10 protein-coding genes are annotated in these 22,186 nt (G+C 45.0%); 2 read left to right on the top strand and 8 right to left on the bottom strand.

The window, feature by feature from the left end:
- Positions 1-63: 63 nt before the first annotated feature.
- Both EKG39_RS14885 and hemE read right to left on the bottom strand, forming a co-directional pair.
- Positions 64-2,676, bottom strand: a complete 2,613-nt coding sequence (locus tag EKG39_RS14885) for an EAL domain-containing protein (RefSeq protein ID WP_126506538.1) — start codon at positions 2,674-2,676, stop codon at positions 64-66.
- A gap of 540 nt (positions 2,677-3,216) precedes the next feature.
- Positions 3,217-4,281, bottom strand: coding sequence for a uroporphyrinogen decarboxylase (gene hemE / locus EKG39_RS14890; RefSeq protein WP_126506539.1), 1,065 nt, complete (start codon positions 4,279-4,281; stop codon positions 3,217-3,219).
- 525 nt (positions 4,282-4,806) lie between these two features.
- On the opposite strand from hemE, the gene rsd reads away from it, so the two are divergent.
- The gene (gene rsd / locus EKG39_RS14900; RefSeq protein ID WP_126506540.1) at positions 4,807-5,274 is read left to right on the top strand and encodes a sigma D regulator; all 468 of its coding nucleotides are present in this window, start codon (positions 4,807-4,809) and stop codon (positions 5,272-5,274) included.
- A gap of 192 nt (positions 5,275-5,466) precedes the next feature.
- On the opposite strand, the gene acnB is transcribed toward rsd, so the two are convergent.
- Positions 5,467-8,064: a bifunctional aconitate hydratase 2/2-methylisocitrate dehydratase gene (gene acnB, locus EKG39_RS14905; RefSeq protein WP_126506541.1), complete on the bottom strand. Its 2,598-nt coding sequence runs from the start codon at positions 8,062-8,064 to the stop codon at positions 5,467-5,469.
- 415 nt (positions 8,065-8,479) lie between these two features.
- On the opposite strand from acnB, the gene hxpB reads away from it, so the two are divergent.
- Positions 8,480-9,151 carry a hexitol phosphatase HxpB gene (gene hxpB / locus EKG39_RS14910; protein ID WP_126506542.1) on the top strand — a complete coding sequence of 224 codons (672 nt, stop codon included), beginning with the start codon at positions 8,480-8,482 and terminating at the stop codon, positions 9,149-9,151.
- Between the two features lie 334 nt (positions 9,152-9,485).
- Here hxpB and EKG39_RS14915 read toward each other — a convergent pair whose 3' ends face one another.
- The 5 genes from EKG39_RS14915 to aceF all read right to left on the bottom strand — a co-directional run bounded on the left by EKG39_RS14915 (position 9,486) and on the right by aceF (position 22,175).
- Positions 9,486-11,540 carry a M13 family metallopeptidase gene (locus EKG39_RS14915; protein WP_126506543.1) on the bottom strand — a complete coding sequence of 685 codons (2,055 nt, stop codon included), beginning with the start codon at positions 11,538-11,540 and terminating at the stop codon, positions 9,486-9,488.
- Positions 11,541-11,706: 166 nt separating this feature from the next.
- Positions 11,707-13,920, bottom strand: a complete 2,214-nt coding sequence (locus EKG39_RS14920) for a patatin-like phospholipase family protein (RefSeq protein WP_126506544.1) — start codon at positions 13,918-13,920, stop codon at positions 11,707-11,709.
- A gap of 154 nt (positions 13,921-14,074) precedes the next feature.
- Positions 14,075-18,532: an EAL domain-containing protein gene (locus EKG39_RS14925; RefSeq protein WP_126506545.1), complete on the bottom strand. Its 4,458-nt coding sequence runs from the start codon at positions 18,530-18,532 to the stop codon at positions 14,075-14,077.
- A gap of 132 nt (positions 18,533-18,664) precedes the next feature.
- Positions 18,665-20,092: a dihydrolipoyl dehydrogenase gene (gene lpdA, locus EKG39_RS14930; RefSeq protein ID WP_126506546.1), complete on the bottom strand. Its 1,428-nt coding sequence runs from the start codon at positions 20,090-20,092 to the stop codon at positions 18,665-18,667.
- A 154-nt stretch (positions 20,093-20,246) separates the two neighbouring features.
- Entirely contained in the window at positions 20,247-22,175 is a 1,929-nt protein-coding gene (gene aceF, locus EKG39_RS14935; protein WP_126506547.1) for a pyruvate dehydrogenase complex dihydrolipoyllysine-residue acetyltransferase, read from the bottom strand.
- Positions 22,176-22,186 lie beyond the last annotated feature (11 nt).

The raw sequence follows: 22,186 nt of genomic DNA on the forward strand, positions 1-22,186 counted from the left end.
AGCTTAATCAAGTGTTCGTTAGGGGATTAGCGAGTTCAGCATCGGGACAGGCATACTCGACGATCAGGCACTGATAAGCTCCAGTGCAGGCTTAGCTTGCAACGGCTGCCCTCTGGAGCGTCTAAGTTCAATATATGTCTCTAAAGGCTTAGGGCGCCCTATTGCATAGCCTTGGGCATAGTTAATCCCGATCCCCTCAAGCCTGTCGATGATATCCTGGTTTTCAACAAACTCAGCCACGGTCTCAATACCCATGACATCGCAGACATCATGAATAGACTTAACGATGGCATAATCTTTTGCATTCGTTGCTAAGCTTTTGACGAAGCAACCATCGATTTTCACGTAGTCGACAGGTAACTCTTTCAAGTAGCCATAAGAGGCAAAGCCGGTACCGAAATCATCCAACGCAAATGAGAAACCGAGTTTTCGCAGGTAGTTGAGCATATCCATAGCTCGATTTCTATTTTGAATTGCACTGGTCTCTGTGATCTCAAAACAGATACACTTACTCGGGATCTCGAAACGCTTAAACTGCTCGGCAATGTACTCCACCATGCCTTCGGCACCTAAGCTATTACCGGAAAGGTTAATCGATATGCAGTGATCGTCCCAAATCTCCTCATGAAGCGACAACCACAGAAATGCCTTTCGAATGACCTCTTTATCGACGTCATTCATTAACTTGAAGCGCTCAGCAGCTTCGATAAACTGGGCTGGTGATAAGATGCGTCCACAAGGCTCCTGAATACGGAGTAGAATTTCCATGCGTTGTTTATGTTCACCCGGCCCCATACCTTTGATTGGCTGGTAATAGAGTAGCAGTTCATTATGCTCTATCGCCTGACCAATTCTTACCGCCCACATGGGGGCGTTACGCTGATAGATAGATTCTTTATCATTATCATCGTAAAAGTGAACTTGGTTACTCCCTTTTCGCTTAGCGGCAATACACGCCACATCAGCATCTTTGAGCAACTCTTTCGGGCTGATGTAGGGAGCTCTGGCAATTGCGACACCAGCGCTGACACCGACCTTATAGTGACACCCATTATCACGTAGCACCTGCATGGAAACACTGGAAATGATCCTTTTCACCAGCTGAGCCACCTCTAATGCGTTATGATCCCGTATAGCTAAACCGAACTCATCTCCCCCTAATCGGGCCAACATCTCATCTTTACTCAAACAAGATTGCATCGCTTTGGCAACCATGGCCAGCATGGTGTCTCCGGCACTGTGTCCACAGGAATCATTGATCAACTTGAACTGTTCAAGGTCGAAGTAACAGATCGCTATCGATTGAGCATCATGGCTAAATTTATCCAACCTCTCTTCGAAAGCGCGACGATTCAACAGTGAAGTGATGGAATCAAAATTGGCCTTTTGCCTTAACTGCCTTTTCAGTAGCTCCTCTCGGGTAATATCGCGTAGCACGATAACACTCCCTATCACGCCCCTCTTATGATTAAGTAAATTACTGATACTACGCTCCAGAATTCGAGTCTTGTCAGTTTTCAACTTTAACTTACTTAATACGGGTTGCTGAGCCTGACTAAACATGAATTCAAACAGATCATCTTTGATACTCTTGTCTGTTTTAACCAATGAGTCCACGGAAGTACCTATGGCACTTTCACTCTTAACACCGAGTAACTGCTCGGCCTGGGGATTTAAATACACTACCTTAGCCCCGATATCGGTCAGAATCACCGCCTCGGCGATCGACTCTAATGTCGTTTTAAACCGCTCCTTCTGCTGAAATATTCGTGCTAGCAAGATATTCACTCTTTCAGCCATAATGACAAGCTCAGAGCAACCACTTCCAACGAGCGGGGTATAGGTTTTGGCAATGGGATCGATATCGGCAACCTGAGTCATCAATTTACGGAAGGGACGAATAAGCCCCAGCTTGAGCCAAATATACCCGATGATAAGTATCAGTAATCCTACCCCCACGATAGAGAAGGTCACCAGATCATACTTTAACTTCACCTGATTAAACGCATTTTCGGAGAACTGAACCTCCAGATGAATAGGACTCTCAAAGACTAAACTCGGTACCTTAATACTCGATATTGGGTTATCACTATTGACGTCATAGACCAGGTTTGATTCACCTGACACCATATTGATACGACTGACTAACCCTTTGAGGCCATAAGTAGAGAGATATTCGGGTGTAAGCTGTCTGGCTAAAATAATTGAACGACTCTCAGAAACCGGCACTAAGCTGACAATGAAACTCTTATCCTGCAGCATATAAATACCGGACTGGGCTTGAGTAGCATGTTTAAGCTGAGCAGGCACTGTATCGAACTCAAATGACATGGTGTCATCGTATATAGGAGAAAATGGCTGCAGTTCACCATTATTTAGATAAAATAAACTCAAATGGTCGGCAAGCTGACTGTCCCGCCATGCTTCGTCTAATAGTTTTCTTTCTTCGGTAGCGAGTTTTGAAAGGGGTAAGGCGTAGACATTAGCTAATAACTGCAGCTGATTTATATCTTTTTCTATATGGGTTTTAATGGTGCTGAGTTCGATGCCGATCGCACTGTTCTTGAATGTATCTACCCTGTGATCGAACCACATGCTTAAGCAATAAGAGACAGAGATAACTGCGGGCAGACAGAAGCCTATAATAAAGACGATTAACTTTTTGCCTATACGCATCTTATACCAATTTCAATGAACATTTTTCACTCAGAGCCGATTTGGCATTTCAATTTTAAGGATATTGATGGGTGTGTTCTAATCCTTGAGCGCCCTAATCTATAATGATGTTGCCTTGCACGCTCCCGGTGCAAAAAAGTCAGAATTACATTGAAAACATCTACCTCATAACAACGACAAAAAAGCTCACAACTAAAGCCCTGATAACGATTTCAAAAATAAATAAAGACAGTAATCATAACCTCGGCATGCAAAATAGCGCATTTAGAGACAGGATAAAACCCGTTTTGCTTTACTCGTTGCTAAAGTAATCAATAGCCTGCATTTATCTGATTTTGTAAGCCTTGATATAGCGCATTAAAAGATCTGTAATCCGCAGATATCGGCTGAAAAACAGATGACAATCACATATTGAAGTTTGCTTTGACACATTTGTGGTCATTCCTCGGAACTCAAATTGCCCTCTTTAGCTACAATCAATAAAAAGGCCCGCCAATGGCGAGCCTTAATAACACAACAAGAAGACTAAGAGCTGATAGTTTACTTGTGGTATTGAGCCGATAACTCGTGTACTGAATTAATGAAAGAACCTGCGTGCTCTGGATCTACATGCTGGTGAATACCATGACCCAAGTTGAACACGTGACCAGTACCTTCGCCATAGCTAGATAGGATCTGATCCACCTCTTGATGGATACGCTCAGGTGAAGCATAAAGTACCGACGGATCCATGTTGCCTTGAAGGGCCACTTTATGACCAACACGACGACGTGCATCACCGATATCGACAGTCCAATCCAAACCAAGTGCATCACAGCCGGTTTCAGCCATTGATTCTAGCCATAAACCGCCACCTTTAGTGAACAAGGTAACCGGAACCTGACGGCCATCGGCGTGACGAGTCAAACCATCGACAATCTTCTGCATATAACGCAATGAGAATTCACGATAAGCGTGATGTGAAAGTGCACCACCCCATGAATCGAAAATCATCAGTGATTGAGCGCCGTTAGCCACTTGAGCATTTAGGTATAAAATCACTGAATCAGCAAGTTTATCGAGTAGCATGTGCAATGTAGCTGGCTCTTCATAGGCCATCTTCTTGATCTTCTCGAATGTCTTGCTTGAACCACCTTCAACCATATAAGTCGCAAGTGTCCATGGAGAACCAGAGAAACCAATTAACGGTACTTCGCCTTTAAGCTCACGACGAATAGTACTGACGGCGCGCATGACATAACCAAGCTCGTCTTCAGGATCAGGAATTGAAAGCTTCTTGATCGCATCGATCGTATCGGTCGGACGCTGGAAGCGCGGGCCTTCACCCGTTTCGAAGTACAGACCTAAGCCCATGGCATCTGGTACGGTCAAAATATCCGAGAATAAGATAGCTGCATCGAGGTCATAACGGCGAAGTGGCTGTAGTGTCACTTCACAAGCCAAATCCTGATTCTTACACAAAGACATAAAGTCACCGGCTTCTGCACGTGTGGCTTTATATTCTGGAAGGTAACGGCCAGCTTGACGCATCATCCAGACAGGTGTTCTGTCGACAGGCTGTTTTAGTAAGGCGCGTAAATAACGATCATTTTTTAATTCTGCCATTTGGCTCTATTCCTAGATTTATTGATTTCCGCTGGGTCAGTAGTTTAGCATTTACGCGAATAAAGTAACCTCTATCAGCTCATTTATGTGACATTAACCTCTTCATACTCAAATAGGTTAATGCGCTACCGACTTATCCATCTCTGTATTTCCCGCTGCACTCAGATAGAGAAACATCGGGATGTAAATATCCTGACAAAAATTAGGTGTTAATGTTCCCAATATGACAGAAAAAAGTTGCACACATCTTCAGCCTTTGGTATAAAAAGTCTGCGCTAGCAAGAACAATCAAGAAGCTCGTCGCATCGAGCCCGCAAAACCTTTACTCGCCCAGCGATAGCATTCTATCGCTGGGCATTTTATTTTTTGGCTGTTTAATTCCCCTATTTCCACATTTTTCTGTATACAAAATAATCATCTCTTCGAATTAATAATATCTGCCTAAATAAGCGAATAATGGTTGATCATTACCCTAGTTGTCACCTACATTAGAAGTCAGGGAAGAACTCTTTAACGGGAACTATCATGCTAAGACAACTAGAGAAAGCCGAACAAAAATGGGGTGGTTCTAACACTCTTATCGATCATTGGCTCAACAACCGTCGCAAACTACTCGTGAACTATTGTCAGATCGCAGGCATTCCTCCCTATGAGCCAAGCGAGAAATCACTGCCGGCTATTACAGCAATCAAAGAGTTTTGTGATCTCTTGATGGATTATGTTTCTGAAGGGCACTTCGAGGTTTATGATCGTGTCGTGACAGCCTGTGAAAAACATGGGGTTTCGAGTCAGAAGCTCGCCCAGAACCTGGTTCCCCGCATCAGTGAAACTACAGACTCAGCCTTAGATTTCAATGATAAATATACCGAATTCGTAGATGATAAAGTGTTATTCCAGCTCGACAAAGATCTATCATCTTTAGGCCATGCGATGGAAACTCGATTCGAATTAGAAGATCAGTTACTGGAAGTGCTACACACTAAGCATTCATAATGAGGTGCTAGGTGCTAGGTGCTAGGTGCTAAAAAGTTTAATAAGAAAGGCTAGATTCATTGATATGAATCTAGCCTTTTTGTTGGTTCGCTGCACTGAAATACCAACCGGTATAACGCTCAATACTACGCCCTAAGGGATAAAGTCCACCTTATAAGCTAATGCTTTAAGTGGACCCGACCCGTTCTGACTTTATACCGCAGACTGGAAGATAACTTCGCCCGCTTTTTCAGTATAAGAGCTCATCTCATCGAAGTTCAGATAACGATAGGTATCGGCAGCCGTGGCATCTAACTGCTTAGCATACTCCTGGTACTCGTCAGAACTAGGCAGACGACCAAGGAGAGCTGCAACCGCGGCCAATTCAGCCGATGCCAAATAAACATTAGCACCTGTACCCAAACGGTTAGGGAAGTTACGAGTCGAAGTCGACACCACTGTCGCACCATCGGCAACACGGGCCTGGTTACCCATACATAGAGAACATCCTGGGATCTCAACGCGTGCACCAACACGACCGAAGATAGCGTAATAACCCTCTTCGGTGAGCTGATCACGATCCATCTTAGTTGGAGGCGTGATCCACAAGCGCGTCGGTAGCGTCGTAGCAAACTTATCTAACATCTTACCCGTAGCACGGAAGTGACCGATATTAGTCATACAAGAGCCCACGAAAACTTCGTCAATCTTAGTATCTTTAACGTCTGATAGCAGTACCGCATCATCAGGATCGTTAGGTGCACATAAAATTGGCTCTTTAATGTCATTCAGGTCAATTTCGATAACTGCGGCGTATTCTGCATCGCTGTCTGCTTCCATCAACTCTGGGTTTTCTAACCACTCTTGCATCGCGATAATACGACGCTCGATAGTACGGCGATCACCATAACCTTCGGCTATCATCCACTTCAACATCACAATGTTAGAGTTCAGATATTCGATAACAGGCTCTTTATCCAGCTTGATACTACAGCCTGCAGCACTGCGCTCAGCCGATGCATCGGACAATTCAAATGCCTGCTCAACTTTCAAGCTTTCCAAGCCTTCGATTTCAAGTACACGCCCTGAGAAGAAGTTGATCTTACCTTGCTTCTCAACAGTTAGCAGACCCATCTCAATCGCTTTATGAGGAATCGCATGGACAAGGTCACGTAACGTGATACCTGGCTGCATTTCACCTTTAAAGCGAACCAAGACTGATTCAGGCATATCGAGCGGCATTACGCCAGTCGCGGCTGCAAAGGCCACGAGACCCGAACCTGCCGGGAATGAGATACCTAACGGGAAACGAGTATGTGAATCACCACCGGTACCAACAGTATCAGGCAGTAACATACGGTTTAACCAAGAGTGGATAACACCATCGCCCGGACGCAGAGAAACACCACCACGATTCATGATGAAATCAGGTAGAGTGTGGTGCGTATTCACATCGACAGGCTTAGGATAAGCCGCTGTGTGACAGAAAGACTGCATCGTCAGATCGGCGCTGAAACCAAGACATGCAAGATCTTTAAGCTCATCGCGAGTCATAGGACCGGTAGTATCTTGAGAACCAACCGAAGTCATCTTAGGCTCACAGTATTGACCAGGACGGATACCGGTAACACCACAAGCTTTACCAACCATCTTCTGAGCAAGGGTATAACCTTTACCTGTATCGGCCACATCTTGTGGTAATACGAAAACAGTTGATGCTTCAAGCTTAAGAACTTCACGGGCACGAGCCGTCAGGCCACGACCGATAATCAATGGAATACGACCACCAGCACGAACTTCATCCATTAACACGTCAGTCTTAAGTGCGAATTCAGAGATAACGTCATCGCTATCATGACGCTTAACGACGCCCTGATACGGGTAGATATCGATCACATCACCCATATTCATCTTACTAACGTCGAGTTCGATAGGTAGTGCACCGGCATCTTCCATAGTGTTGAAGAAGATTGGCGCTATCTTACCACCCAGACAGAAGCCGCCAGCGCGCTTGTTTGGCACATTAGGGATATCATCACCCATAAACCAAAGCACTGAGTTAGTCGCAGATTTACGTGAAGAGCCGGTACCGACAACATCACCGACATAAACTAATGGGAATCCCTTAGTCTTAAGCTGTTCGATCTCTTTAATTGGACCAATCACACCGGCTTCATCGGGCACAATACCTTCACGGGCATTTTTTAGCATAGCTAAGGCGTGCAGTGGGATATCCGGGCGTGACCATGCATCGGGAGCTGGAGACAAGTCATCTGTGTTTGTCTCGCCTGATACTTTAAATACTGTCAGAGAGATCTTCTCTTCAAGCTTAGGGCGGTTAAGAAACCACTGTGCCTCAGCCCAAGAGTGAACGACCTGCTTAGCAAACTCATTACCGGCTTGCATCTTCTCAACCACATCGTGGAAGGAATCAAACATCAACAGGGTTTTAGATAGTGCAGCCACGGCCAAAGGCGCCTGCTCTGCAACATCTAACTGAGCGATGAGCGGTTGAATATTGTAACCGCCCTGCATGGTGCCAAGCAGTTCAACGGCGCGAGCCGATGACAGAATAGATGACTTGGCTTCGCCTTTTGCGACAGCATCCAGGAAACCAGCTTTAACATAAGCGGCTTCATCGACACCTGGTGGAATTCTATTTTCCAGCAGGTTCAGGATAAACTCCTCTTCTCCTGCAGGTGGGTTCTTAACCAGCTCAACCAGTTCGGCAACTTGGTGGGCATCTAGTGGCTTAGGGACTACGCCCTCTGAAGCACGCTCTTCGACGTGTTTACGATATGCTTCTAGCACGGCAACATTCCTCTTTGTTTGGCGTTCTAACAACGAAACTGCACGTCTTCATAAATGAAGCTCACAGTCCTGCAGGCTCGACCCTTATTTCTGCTCGGCATTATACAACAGGTTTACAAAAGTTTGAATCAGATCACACTCTTATGGGCCATAAACCGATGATTAATCCGCCAGCTTGCTTAGGGGGAACTGTAATTTAATCGTTACTCGTGCAAAATGAAATTAGACAATAGTTTTAAAAACTATATAAACACCTTAAAAACATATAGTTAAGCACAACAAGATCACCGCTAAGACCATTGAAGAAGGCAGTGAAAAGTAAACTTTATTAGCAGAAACACTCCCAATATCATGCAAAAATGATGATAATTAGTAGTACTATTCACCGTAGTTATAATGAACATACCGGAGCCCTATGACTTCTTCGCACCTATTGGCCATCATTTTCGATATGGATGGCATACTTATCGACTCAGAGCCAACCTGGCAGAAAGCAGAATTTCAGACCATGAGAGATTTAGGGTTAGAGATCAGTTTTGACGATACCCTTCAAACTACAGGCCTGAGAATCGATCAAGTGGTGAGTTATTGGTATCAGCGTTTTCCCTGGGATAATTATGACAACAGTGAAGTGGCTAAGCAGATCGTCGATCAGGTTGTTAGCTATATTAACAAAGACGGTATCGCCATGACGGGAGTGATCTCTGCATTAAATTACTGCCGGGAAAGAGACCTCAAAATAGGTTTAGCCACCTCCTCATCACACGCTATCGTCGATGCTGTTTTAAACAAACTGGATATCAGTCATTACTTTAACTCGATTCAATCAGCCGAGCATTTGGCCTATGGAAAACCACACCCGGAAGTGTATCTGAACTGTGCACTGGACTTGGGCGTATCCCCTACGGAATGTATTGCTGTCGAAGATTCATTTAACGGACTCGTCGCCGCCCGTGCGGCAAACATGCAGACTTTAGCTATCCCCGCCCCAGAGCAACGCCTCGAATCTAAGTGGATTATTGCTCACCAGCAGCTCACCGATCTCACCAAGCTTCCAGAATATTTAGATGGGATTAGGAAGTTCTAAGTTCTAGGTCAAAGTGCGGGAAAATGGACGCGACTTTGTCGCTAAGAGACGCCAACCCGTTGGCTGGAAGACGCTGCGCTAATCGAGCTAAGTAAATATATTAAATATTAAACATACGCGGAGACGATTTGATTTTAGGGCAAAGCCCGTCTAACAGGCTTCGCCGTCCGCATAGCGATAGACCTAAGGTCATCATCTTAGTTTTTGCCCTAAGCACTGTCTGTTTAAAATAAAAAAGCCCATCTAAAAAGATGGGCTTACTTGTGATTACTTTTATTGCTCTCTATCTTGGTCACACCACGAAGTGGTATCGATAGAGATGCGTGCAGGTCTATTACCAGATCTTAACGCGATCTTCCGGACTCAGGAACATCTTATCACCCTCTTTCAAGTCGAATGCTTGATAGAAGGCCGGGATGTTTCTAGGTGTCCCCATGGCGCGGAAGTGGCTCGGAGAATGAGAGTCGGTCATCAGACGGCGGCCCAACTCTTCATCACGGTAATTACGACGCCATACTTGCGACCAACCAATAAACAGACGCTGTTCACCGGTTAAACCTTCAATTACGGGCGACTCTTTGCCATTCAGGCTCAAATGATATGAGCGAGCCGCAACAGTCAAACCACCTAAGTCACCGATATTCTCACCAAGAGTCAGATCACCATTAACGTGTTTGCCAGGTAGCGCTTCATAGGATGAGTACTGTGCAGACAGTTGCGCCCCACGCTTCTGGAACTCTTCACGATCTTTATCTGTCCACCAATCTCGCAGGTTACCATCACCATCATACTTGGCACCCTGGTCATCGAAGCCGTGACTGATCTCATGGCCGATAACGGCACCGATACCACCGTAGTTTATCGCATCATCGGCATCCATATTAAAGAAGGGAGGCTGAAGAATGGCAGCAGGGAACACGATCTCGTTCATCACAGGGCTGTAGTAGGCATTTACTGTTTGAGGCGTCATGTGCCACTCAGTACGGTCGATAGGCTTACCTAGCTTATCCAGCATGCTTGTATACTCGAACTTAGCATAACGCTTATAGTTACCTACCAGCTGATCGGCTTTGATTGTAAGAGGGGTATAATCCTTCCACTTATCAGGATAACCAATCTTATAGGTAAACTTAGACAGCTTCTCTTGAGCTGCAACCTTAGTCTCCGGTGTCATCCATTCCAGTTCATTGATACTAACTTCAAATCCTTTGATGAGATTTTGAATGAGTACTTCCATCTTCTCTTTGGCTTCCGGTTTGAAGTGTTGTTTCACATACTCCTTACCTACAAGCTCACCAATGACCTGATCCGCAGCATCGACAGCCTTCTTCCAACGTGGCTTCTGCTCTTCGATTCCCATCAAGGTTTTACTATGGAAAGCAAAGTGAAGATCAACATAGTTTTTACTCAAAAGCTCAGCATAACTATCAACCAGATGGAAAGAGAGGTAATCCTGCCACTCGTTCACGGTAAACTGATTGAACTGGGCACCAAATTTTTCAAAATAGGAAGGCTGACGTACAACGGTTTCAGTTACCGCACTCATGTTGGCACTGGCAGCAAACTGAGCAAAGTCAAAATCGCTTACTGTAGTTTGAAGCTCAGCGCTATCCATCTTGTTATAGCTCTTGTTCGCATCACGTGACTCGACACGACTCCACTGACTCTGAGCGATAAAATACTCGATTTTGGCTACACTGGTAGCGACTCGCTCAGCATCTTTACTGCCAGCTTGCGTCATGATATCAGCGATATAAGTATTTAATGCGGCTCTGTTAGCTACAAACTTTTCGTCATCTTTCAGGTAATAATCACGATCGGGCAAGGTTAAACCAGATTGATAGAGGTAAACCGCATATTGGCTTGAGTTTTTAGCATCGTTGTTAACGTAAAAACCGAATGGCATCTGAACACCACTTACCAGCAGTGTGCCCATCAAGCCAGCGATATCTTTGTGAGTCTTTGCCTGAGCGATATCGGACAGTTGCTCGCTCAACGGGCTGATACCTAGCTTCTCGATGACATCAGTATTCATATAGCTGGCATAGAAATCACCCACTTTTTGCTCACTGGAGCCTTCAACTTTATCTTTCTTAGCCGCAGCTTCATCGATAATTTTTTTCAGTGCATTTTGGCTCTGCTCATAAAGAACTGAAAATGCGCCATAGTTAGACTTATCAGCAGGAATTGGAGTATTAGCAAGCCAATGGCCATTTACGCTGTAGTAAAAATCATCTTGATGGCGAACCGAATTGTCGAAATTCTCTTTTTCGACTCCTGACACCTTAGCCACTTCCTGAGTGGCGATTGTCGTTGGTTCATTACTGCTACAGGCAGCGAGTCCTAAGCTAAGTGCAATACCTACTGCCAGTTTACTTACTCTGTTCATTTTCATCCCCGATCTGTCCTTTTAACGTATATGTATAGAGTCTCCTATGGTGGAGCTTTCTATAAATTTATCCGATCACACACTACCACTGAGCTATTTTCGCCTACAGTAAGTTTTTGTAACTTTGTATGAATTAATACCAATCGGTATAAGCTAACCTTCGGGCTTACCAGTTCTTTCCTATAAAAATGAATAACGTCATCTCACCATCATCAGCCCAACCAAAACCTAATGCGGCAGGCCCCATGGAGGTATCTGTTCCGAAATATAAACTGCCGGAATAGATAAGATCATCAAGATCCACTCCATCTCTGTAGTCCCAAACATTACCCGCCTCGATACTCGTACCAAGATAGAGCGGATAATCTGTCATACCTAGCACATCTCGTCCCAGATCATACTGATAGACGAAGGCGCCAAACACTTTATGAGCGCCAACCAGCGCATTCTTGTGATAACCCGATAGATTCAGGAAGCCACCGAGTTCAGACACATGCACGCTGAAACTGTCATCTTTATCGACGGTAGCCAGTGATGCGATTCCAACAAATGCATGGTTGCCAAAACTTAATGCCCCGCGCCAGTCAGCCTCTATTTGGAAAGAGTTCTCGCTATTCTGAAAACCTAAAAGATCCGGCGCCGACTCGTTTCTGTAATAGAGGTTTAAGGTAAATCTATTACCTGAAGTGGGGAAGTTAATGCTGTTGAGATCATCGAAACCAAACTTGAAATAAGCACCATAGGTTTCATATTTGAGTTCATCAATGAGCGCCTTATTTTCCAAAATTCCCTTTTCACCCGTTATTCCCAGCTCAACCATGCCCTCTTTTACATAGTTATATCCGATGCCAAGATCCGCTCTATACTGAGTCTGAGATAATTGTAATGTCTTAGCATTTTTTTCATAGAAATCCCAATCCCTTAACTCATAAGCTAATTTGGCGCGACTAAAGAAGCCTTGATCATAATCCATAGGCAGATAAAACTCAGTCGAGATCAACTTTTCAAAACCGAGTCTTAATTCATTGCGCCACTCACCACCGGTATCGGTGATATCGGTCAGTGTGTAGGCCAGATCCAGTGACACGACAGAGTCCAGAGAGAAATCATCTTCCCAACTGAAACCCAGTTGAAAATAGTTAGGCCCCCATGATTTTGCCTTGGTATTTAAGGTCAGTACACGACCTTGTTCGGTATCGGTAAACTCTGCATCAACAAGCTCAAACTTGTCCAGGGCATATACATTAGCTATGCCTTTTTCAAGTTGCTCAGTAGTGACAACCTCACCGGAATCAATCCCAAAGGCCTCCCTTAACAGAGATTCACTCACTCTTGATTCATTGTTAAACACGACATCGACTAAGGGGTGATCGACTTCATTGACCCAGGCTTTACTTCTGCGTTTTTTTCCTTGCTGATAACTGGCGTATTGAGCCTCAGTGACACGTAACTGCTTGAGTAACTCAATATGCTCCAGCGCAGCCGACTCACCCAAGGCGTATGCCTGAGGCATGATAGAAAAGTCTGTAGTACTCATACCACCGACTTTTGGGCGAATAAGAATATCACCTTCGCCAAGGAGGAGCTTTTGTCTCTCTGAACTGGCATTAGTCAGCATGGTCGATAGCTGGTTCAATACCGCCACAGTACTATTCAACTCCTCTTTCTTTACCAGAGATGAACCGATATCGACGGCAATAATAATGTCAGCCCCCATCCCCATAATCACATCGATTGGCATGTTATTAGCGATGCCACCATCGACGAGAAGCTTGCCTTCATATTCAACCGGCTGGAGCGCACCGGGAACGGTAGCCGAAGCCTGCATGGCCTTAACGACACTACCATTATTGATAACTACGGCATGACTGGTTTCAAGATCCGTTGCCACGGCGCGATATGGGATAGCTAATTCATCGAAGTGACCAAACTGATGAACTAACCCGGTAGATCGCTGAAGAAGTGTAGACATGGTTTGCCCACGCAGCAGACCATTAGGTACTTTCATCTCATCATCGCTATAACCCATATTCACAGGAATATTAAATCTATCCCTCTGCTGCTTATTTCGATAGCTTAATGACTCTCTGGGAATCGTATCTGAATATCCATCGGACCATGACTCGGTCATCATGATCTTTTCAATCTCTGTTGCACTGTATCCAAGGGCATACATGCCGCCGACGTAAGCACCTATGCTGGTTCCTGCGATATAATCGACAGGTATTCTATTGTCCTCAAGCACCTTTAATACACCAATATGTGCCGCTCCCTTCGCACCACCACCACTGAGTACCAAACCGATTTTAGGTCTGGCTTCAGCCATGACGGGAGTAGTGATAAAGCTAACCACCAGAAAAAATATTAGATTACGTATCATAGGATATTGGTTCTTAGTTCTTAGTTCTTAGTTCTTAGTTATGAGTTATTAATTGATGCAGGCGGGCATATTCTAACAAAAAAAACGTAACATGGTTAAAACACAAACAGAGAACTAATATGGGATGTTCAATGACCAATATGAAATCATTCGATCACTCAGTTTTTTCCAGCCCCATATATGACTCCATATCGTTCAGCGTTAACGGCTTAGAGAAGTAATAACCTTGGATAACATAACAACCCCGGCTAAATACTTGCTCGAGTTGATCTTTGGTTTCCACACCTTCCGCTACCACATTCAATTTTAAGTTTCTGGCCAGCTCTATGATACTACTCGCAATGGCCTGATCGGTCTCATTAGTAGCGATATCTATGAGGAAAGAGCGATCGATCTTCAATGTATCGACATCGAAGTGACGCAGGTAAGCCAGCGAGGAGTAACCGGTACCGAAGTCATCAATAGCCACATCTATTCCGAGTTCTCTCAGGTCCCTCAGATGATCTTTTGCAATATGTAACTCCTTCATCAAGACCCCTTCGGTGATCTCAAAACCCAATGCAGATGGAGGGATCTTAGTCTCTTCCAGAATAGATCTTACACCATCGATAAAGTCAGGCTGACGAAAGTGAACAGCAGAGATATTAACGGATAACTTAAACTTTTCATCATAAGAGTTGGCCCAGAGCGCCCCCTGTACACAAGCCTGCCGTAGCACCCAGCGATCGATATCTATGATTAATCCGCATGACTCGGCCACCTTGATGAAGACATCGGTCCGAACCAGCCCATCTTTATGATGCCTCCAGCGCAGTAATGCCTCCATACCAATTAATTTATCCCCCCTGAGAATATCGACCTGAGGTTGATAATGAAGCTCAAATTCATCGCGTTCAATCGCTTTACGCAGTTCCCCCTCCAGGCGCAGATGGTATAAGGCCTCAGCATTACGATCCGAAGAGAAATATTGGAAATTCCCTCTCCCCTCCTCTTTCGCATGGTACATAGCCTGGTCGGCATTTTTAATTAACACCTCAGGCTGCCTTGCATCATCTGGCCATAAGCTGACACCAATACTCGTAGAGATAAAAAACTCTCGGCCAAATAACTCAAATGGAGCCTCGATTTGTACCAGTAACTCGGCACAAACATGATTTATCTTATCAATATTGCCGGCATCTCTGATTAGAAGCACGAATTCATCACCGCCAAAGCGACATAAGGTGTGCTCCTCTGATATACACGACTGCAGCCTGCTTGCGGCTTCAACCAAGAGTGCATCCCCCATGCTATGGCCATATGAGTCATTTACATGCTTAAAGCGATCCAGATCGAGAAAGATCAGAGCCAACTTCTCACCGCTATGTTCAGCACGATGAATAGATTGAGCCAAACGGGTAGAAAACAGAGAACGATTAGGGAGTCCCGTTAGTACGTCATAATTAGCCAGACGACGCAGGTCTGCTTCTGTTCGCTTTCGTTCTGTGATATCGGAGAATACGGCGACATAATGGGTGATATTCCCTTTGCCGCCGAGCATTGTCGATACATTAAGCCACACCGGACAGCTACTACCATTCGTACATACAAACTCACGTTCCCCCGTCCATGAGACGCCCTGATCCAGAAGGTGCGCAATTTCATCTGAGCGCCCCTCTTTAGCGACCATAAGGTCGGAGAAATACTTATGCGTTAACACTCTCGCATCTGAACCTATAATTTTCTGAGCCGCCTTATTGGAGACCTTTATCCGCTCACTGGCATCCAAAATCAACACACCTTCAGAGGTGTTACCGAATGCCTGGGCTAACAATTTCACATCGTCTTCGAGTTGACGTTGCGTCGTGATGTCTGAATATATCCCCGCTACGCGTAAGATTTGTCCCGATTCAGGATCAACCTCTACCGGCCTGCCTCTAACTCTTGTCCACCCCCAGGTCTTATCTTCTCTTCGGTAGCGATACTCGATATCGAATCGATCGCTATAGCCATCGATCATATTATTCCAGGAGGCCAATACCTTATCTTTTTCATCACGATGAACCGGAAATTCATTCAGTGTAAGCAACTTATTTTTGCGATCTTCTTTTCGTTTCGCACCTCTATTCTCCAGGCTGAACATCTGTGTGTCGTAACGCCACTCCCAGAGTTCTGAGTCACTCCCCTTGAGTGATTGGCGAAGCCTGTCCTCACTTTCAACCAAGGCACTGTTAACAAGCTTAAAGGCCTTCACTTGTCGCTGCCTGTAAACAATCACTCCGATACCAATGCAGAGAACGGTGAATAATATCAGGCCGTTAAACCATTGAGTCTGCCACCAGAATTGTTTAACCCTAAATTCAAAGGTATGAGGATCCTTTGACCAGACACCATTCTCTTGACTTAAAATATCCAAGTGATATTTCCCGGATGATAATCCGGTGATATTCAGTTGAGATTGCCCCTCCAACAAGAGATAGTGGCTCTCAGTGCTGTCCCCTTCACGGCGCAACCTATATTGCAATGTCATAGGTGTATCATCGAGGTAATCCAAGCTGGTGACCTGGAAACTAATCAGTCTCGCACCAGGTAAAATCACTTTATCGGCCAGAGGGATGAGATCGATTTGAGTATCATCGTCATAAAATACCGAAACGGCTTCCAGAAACACCTTGTCTCTTTGAATACGATTGCTCAAGTGATCGACATTCAGCGCCATGGCTCCGTCAGGCGTACCCAGATAGAGTCCGTAGCCGGGATCATAAAAATAGGCCCCGTCGTTCAACTCGTCACCAATAAGACCGTCGTTTTCACCGATAACCAAAATATCTTTACTCTGGATATCCTGCCTGATTATCGAATATGGGCAACCAACGACCCGATAGTCGTCATCTTGGTGAATGAAATAAACAGAGGAACAATCTATCAACCACTCCTGATCTAATGACTTAACCCGGCCCGTAACCGGAATATATTCAATTAGTCCCTTGGGAGATGTACCAAGCCAAAATACACCCGGCTCGACTTGATTAATGTAATTGACTTCGACATCAGTACCTTCATCGCTGAAAATACTTAGTTTTGAATGAAACTGCTCATCACTATCCAGATAACCAAAAAAGCTTCCTCCGCCGACCCATAATCTGCCCGCCCCGTCGCGAAATAACGCCCGCAGGTCTCGCATGCTGGAGCTGCTCTCTCTTCCTTCGAGCAGCATCTCTTGTGGGTTAAGCATTCCCGGCTCCCAAAAATACAGGCCGGTCATGGTGAGAAACCACCAACGTCCCTCTATCAAGGGATCGTTATAACTTGTATATACCACTTTGTGCTCTAAGGAGTAATCTCCCTGAGCCCACTGGTCAAAACGTTGAGAAGTAAAATTACGCTTATCTACAACAAACAGACCATTGGTCGTTGAAAGTAACAGGTGGTTACTATCTAAAGGATCAATCTTATAGATACTGTCATTTAACTCGATACCATCAGGAACCAAGGTCTTAGATTGCTTTGTGTTTTTATCGATAACGATAAGACCGTTATCGGTACCAAGCCAAAGGTACTGCTCCTCAGCAAACACTCCCCACACCATCTCATTACTGATATTATAGGGCTCAGACATAGTGAATTTATCAATAAGGAAATCAGGATCATCGGCAAGAACAGCCAGGCCATCTCCCGAACCTCCGACCCATATAATGCCTGTATTATCAATTGCGATATCATTGATATAATCGATATCAGCACTCAGCTTTAACTGCTCTTTAAATAGCTTATGGTCAGTAGCTCCCGGATGCCACTTGATTAACCCTATATGGCTGGAGATCCAAAGATTGCCATTATTATCCTCAGCAATCTTGGTCGTATAATAGGGTAGCTCTTTAACAGGGTTAATCTGTAAATTATCAACATCGACCCGATATAATCCATTCGTCGAGCTTAACCAAACTCTTCCCTTTGAGTCTTTAAACAGCCACTTCATTAAGCCGTTTTTCTCTTCCCAGGGTAAAACCGCTATCCGTCGTCCTTTGCTGTCTCGTAGTTGTAACTCATATTCGGTGCCGACCATGATGCGGCCATCGTCGAGTGCAACCAGGTTATGCCAGAGAACATCGGCATTGTTAGGTAAGAAGATAATTCTTTCTAACGAAGATTGCTGGTAGGAAAATTTAAGCAACTCCCCTTCTCTGGTGAGAAAAATGAAGCTCCCATCCGCCAGTTTTACCTGAGCCATTATACTTTCCCCCTTAAAATCGGGGAAAAGCTCATCACTGCCGAATTTGATAAACTGATTGTTCAGAATGTCATAGAGATAGTTATCAGAATAGTTACTGACAAGCAGATGTTTTTTACTCAGGGGTTCAACAATATTGATATATTCATCGGAGAGGCGCAGGTCGAATTCGACTTTGTCGATTCGTCTGACTTTTGAATTACTTAATCTATAAAGTCCCTCATCGGTGGCCAGCCACACGAAACCATATTCATCGAAGCTGATGTCATTGATCTGGGAGTTAGCCAGACCTTCACGTTCATTAAAAACACGAGACACGAGATCGCCTGCCATGACGGGCGTCAGGCAAGTAAGAAGCAATAACAATGGAAAAAGTATTCTTTTTAAGTAAGCGATTTGCATTCAATAAACATCTCATAGGCTTACTTCGAATGTAGCAGTTCATTGAGCCTAATTCACCTGCTTATTTACATATTTGTAACGCAATTAAAAAAAAAGCGCTCTAAAAGAGCGCTTTATCAGTTCTGTGTCAGGTTACTTTTTCTTTTTTGCTTTTGGATTTGGCAAATCAGTTATTGAACCTTCATAGATTTCAGCGGCCAAACCTACTGATTCATGCAAGGTTGGGTGAGCATGAATAGTCAACGCTAAGTCTTCAGCATCACAACCCATCTCGATAGCAAGACCGATTTCACCCAGTAGCTCGCCACCATTAACGCCTACGATAGCGCCACCGATCACACGATGTGTCTCTTTATCGAAGATAAGCTTAGTCATACCATCGCTACAATCGGATGCGATAGCACGACCACTTGCGGCCCATGGGAAAGTAGCGGTTTCATAAGCAACACCTTGCTCTTTCGCTTCTTTCTCAGTTAAACCTACCCACGCGACTTCAGGGTCAGTATAGGCAATCGAAGGAATAACTTTAGGATCGAAGAAATGCTTAAGGCCGGAGATAACTTCTGCTGCAACGTGACCTTCATGCACACCTTTATGTGCAAGCATAGGTTGGCCAACGATATCACCGATTGCATAGATGTTTGGAACGTTAGTACGCATCTGCTTATCAACATTGATGAAACCACGCTCATCGATATTAACACCCGCTTTTTCTGCATCAATTAGCTTGCCATTTGGCGTACGGCCAATTGCCACAAGCACTGCATCGTAACGAACAGGTTCCGCAGGCGCTTTCTTACCTTCCATAGACACATAGATACCGTCTTCTTTAGCTTCTACGGCGGTAACCTTAGTCTGTAAGATAAGATTAAATTTCTTCTTAATCTTCTTAGTGTAAACACGAACGATATCTTTGTCAGCGGCAGGAATGACCTGGTCAAACATCTCAACCACGTCAATCTCACTACCCAGCGATGAGTAAACAGTACCCATCTCAAGGCCGATGATACCACCGCCCATAACAAGTAGCTTTCCAGGTACTTCTTTAAGCTCTAGCGCATCGGTCGAATCCCAGATACGTGGGTCTTCATGTGGGATAAATGGCAATTGAATAGGACGTGAACCAGCGGCAATAATTGCCTGCTCGAAGCGAATAACTTTGACGCCATCTTCACCAGCAACTTCGATGGTATTAGGGCTGGTAAACTTACCAAAACCATTAACAACATCAACTTTACGCATTTTGGACATTCCGCCCAAACCCGTTGTTAGCTGACTAATCACTGTTTCTTTAAAGCCACGAAGCTTATCAAGATCAATTTGTGGCTCACCAAAAACTACACCGTGACTCGCAACCGCTTTCGCCTCTTCGATCACTTTAGATACGTGAAGCAGCGCTTTTGATGGGATACAGCCTACATTCAAACAGACACCACCAAGCGTGTTGAAACGCTCAACGATAATAGTTTCCAGACCTAAGTCAGCCGCACGAAATGCCGCTGAATAACCTGCAGGGCCTGCGCCTAATACCAATACCTGAGTTTTGATTTCGTTACTCATGTTTTCCTCTATTCTTTTTATTTCATTCCGTTGGCGAATGGGTCGCTTCACGGTAAATGACGCCAGCTATCGAATTTTTATTCTGTAAGGTGGCCGCATTTTAACCCTCAATTGCAATAAACAAAAGGCTACTCAACATGAGTAGCCTTCATCATTACAAAATAAGCGTGCGTATATCGGACAGCATACTTGACAGTGTCACGCTAAAGCGTGCTGCCATCGCCCCATCTATCACCCTGTGATCGTAAGACAAAGAGAGCGGCAACATTAGCTTAGGCTCGAAATCTTTACCATTCCACTTTGGTTTAATCTCTGATTTAGAGACACCTAAAATAGCCACATCCGGGTAATTGACGATAGGCGTAAATGCCGTACCACCGATACCACCCAGACTCGAGATAGTGAAGCAACTGCCCTGCATATCTGCAGACTTAAGCTTACCATCACGTGCTTTAATCGAGATCTCAGTCAACTCTTGAGTCAGTTCGTGAATACCTTTCTTATCAACATCACGAACAACCGGAACCACTAGTCCGTTTGGCGTATCGACTGCCACGCCGATATGGTAGTACTTCTTCTTAATTAAAGACTCACCATCGGCACTCAGGCTGGCATTAAACACAGGGAAAGCTTGTAGCGTCTTAGCAACGGCTTTCATCATAAAGACAAGTGGTGTGATCTTAATACCTGTCTTACGCTTAGCGGCAAGTTCATTTTGCTGCTTACGGAATGCTTCCATCTCTGTGATATCGGCTTCATCGAATTGTGTCACATGGGGAATGGTAACCCAGTTACGATGTAGGTTAGGACCAGAGATCTTCTGAATACGTGTTAGTGGCACTTCCTCGATTTCACCAAACTTAGCAAAATCGACTTTAGGTGCAGCAATAACCTGTAATCCACCTTCTCCGGCGCCAACACTGCTGGCAGCAGTCGCCTTAGGACGAGAGAGTTCATACTTAATGTAAGCCTGAACGTCTTCCTTAAGAATACGCCCCTTACGGCCCGTACCTTTAACTAAGGTCAAATCTGCACCGAACTCACGAGCCATACGGCGAACCGCTGGTGAAGCGTGTACCGCTCCGGTGTTAGGCTTGCTGCCCGCACTTGGATGATGCGGAACCGGAGGCTTGCTTGCCGCCGCAGCCTGAGCTGGTTGAGCTGCAGGCGCCGCAACAGGAGTTGGTGCTGCCGGAACACTCGCAACTGCAGTGGCCTGAGTTTCTATGGTCGCAATGAGCGTTCCTTGAGAAACCTTATCGCCAACATTAATCGTCAGTGAAACCAATTTACCCGCAAATGGAGCAGGTACTTCCATTGTCGCTTTATCAGTTTCTAAGGTGATTAGCCCTTGATCTGCCTCGACCGTATCACCAACAGCGACAAGGACTTCAATAACATCCACATCTGATGCATCACCAATATCGGGAACAGCAACCTCTTTCACTTCGCTCACACTAGCAACAGATGGAGCTGCAACAGGGGCTTCTACCGGAGTCGCCGTTTGAGCTGGTGCTTGATCACCAACTTCCAACATAAGCACAAGCGAACCTTCAGAGACTTTATCACCAACAGCAACTTTCAGCTCTTTCACCACACCGGCAGAAGGTGCAGGCACCTCCATGGTGGCTTTATCGGTTTCCAGGGTGATCAAACCGGTATCGACATCTATGCTGTCACCAACGGCCACCAGCACTTCGATGATATCGACATCGGCCGCATCACCAATATCCGGCACTGTGACTTCAATAATTTGTGTACCAGTAGCTGCAGCTGGAACAGGCGCTGCAGGTGCAACCGGAGCCGCCTCTGTAGCTACGGGTGCGGTAACTTCAGTGCCTGCACCTTGTGCAGACATCATAGCAATCAAGGTACCTTCAGAGACTGTGTCACCCACGGCGACCTTTAGCTCGGTTAACTTGCCGGCAAAAGGCGCTGGTATGTCCATAGTCGCCTTATCACTTTCTACAGTAATAATTGACTCTTCTGCTGCAAGTTGATCACCAACTGCAACACAGACCTCAATTACCTGAACTTCGTCACCACCGATATCGGGGACTAAAACTTCTTTTAATTCAGACATTTTATTTCCCT

Origin of the sequence: Shewanella atlantica (assembly GCF_003966265.1) — a bacterium.
Classification (GTDB): Bacteria; Pseudomonadota; Gammaproteobacteria; order Enterobacterales; family Shewanellaceae; genus Shewanella; species Shewanella atlantica.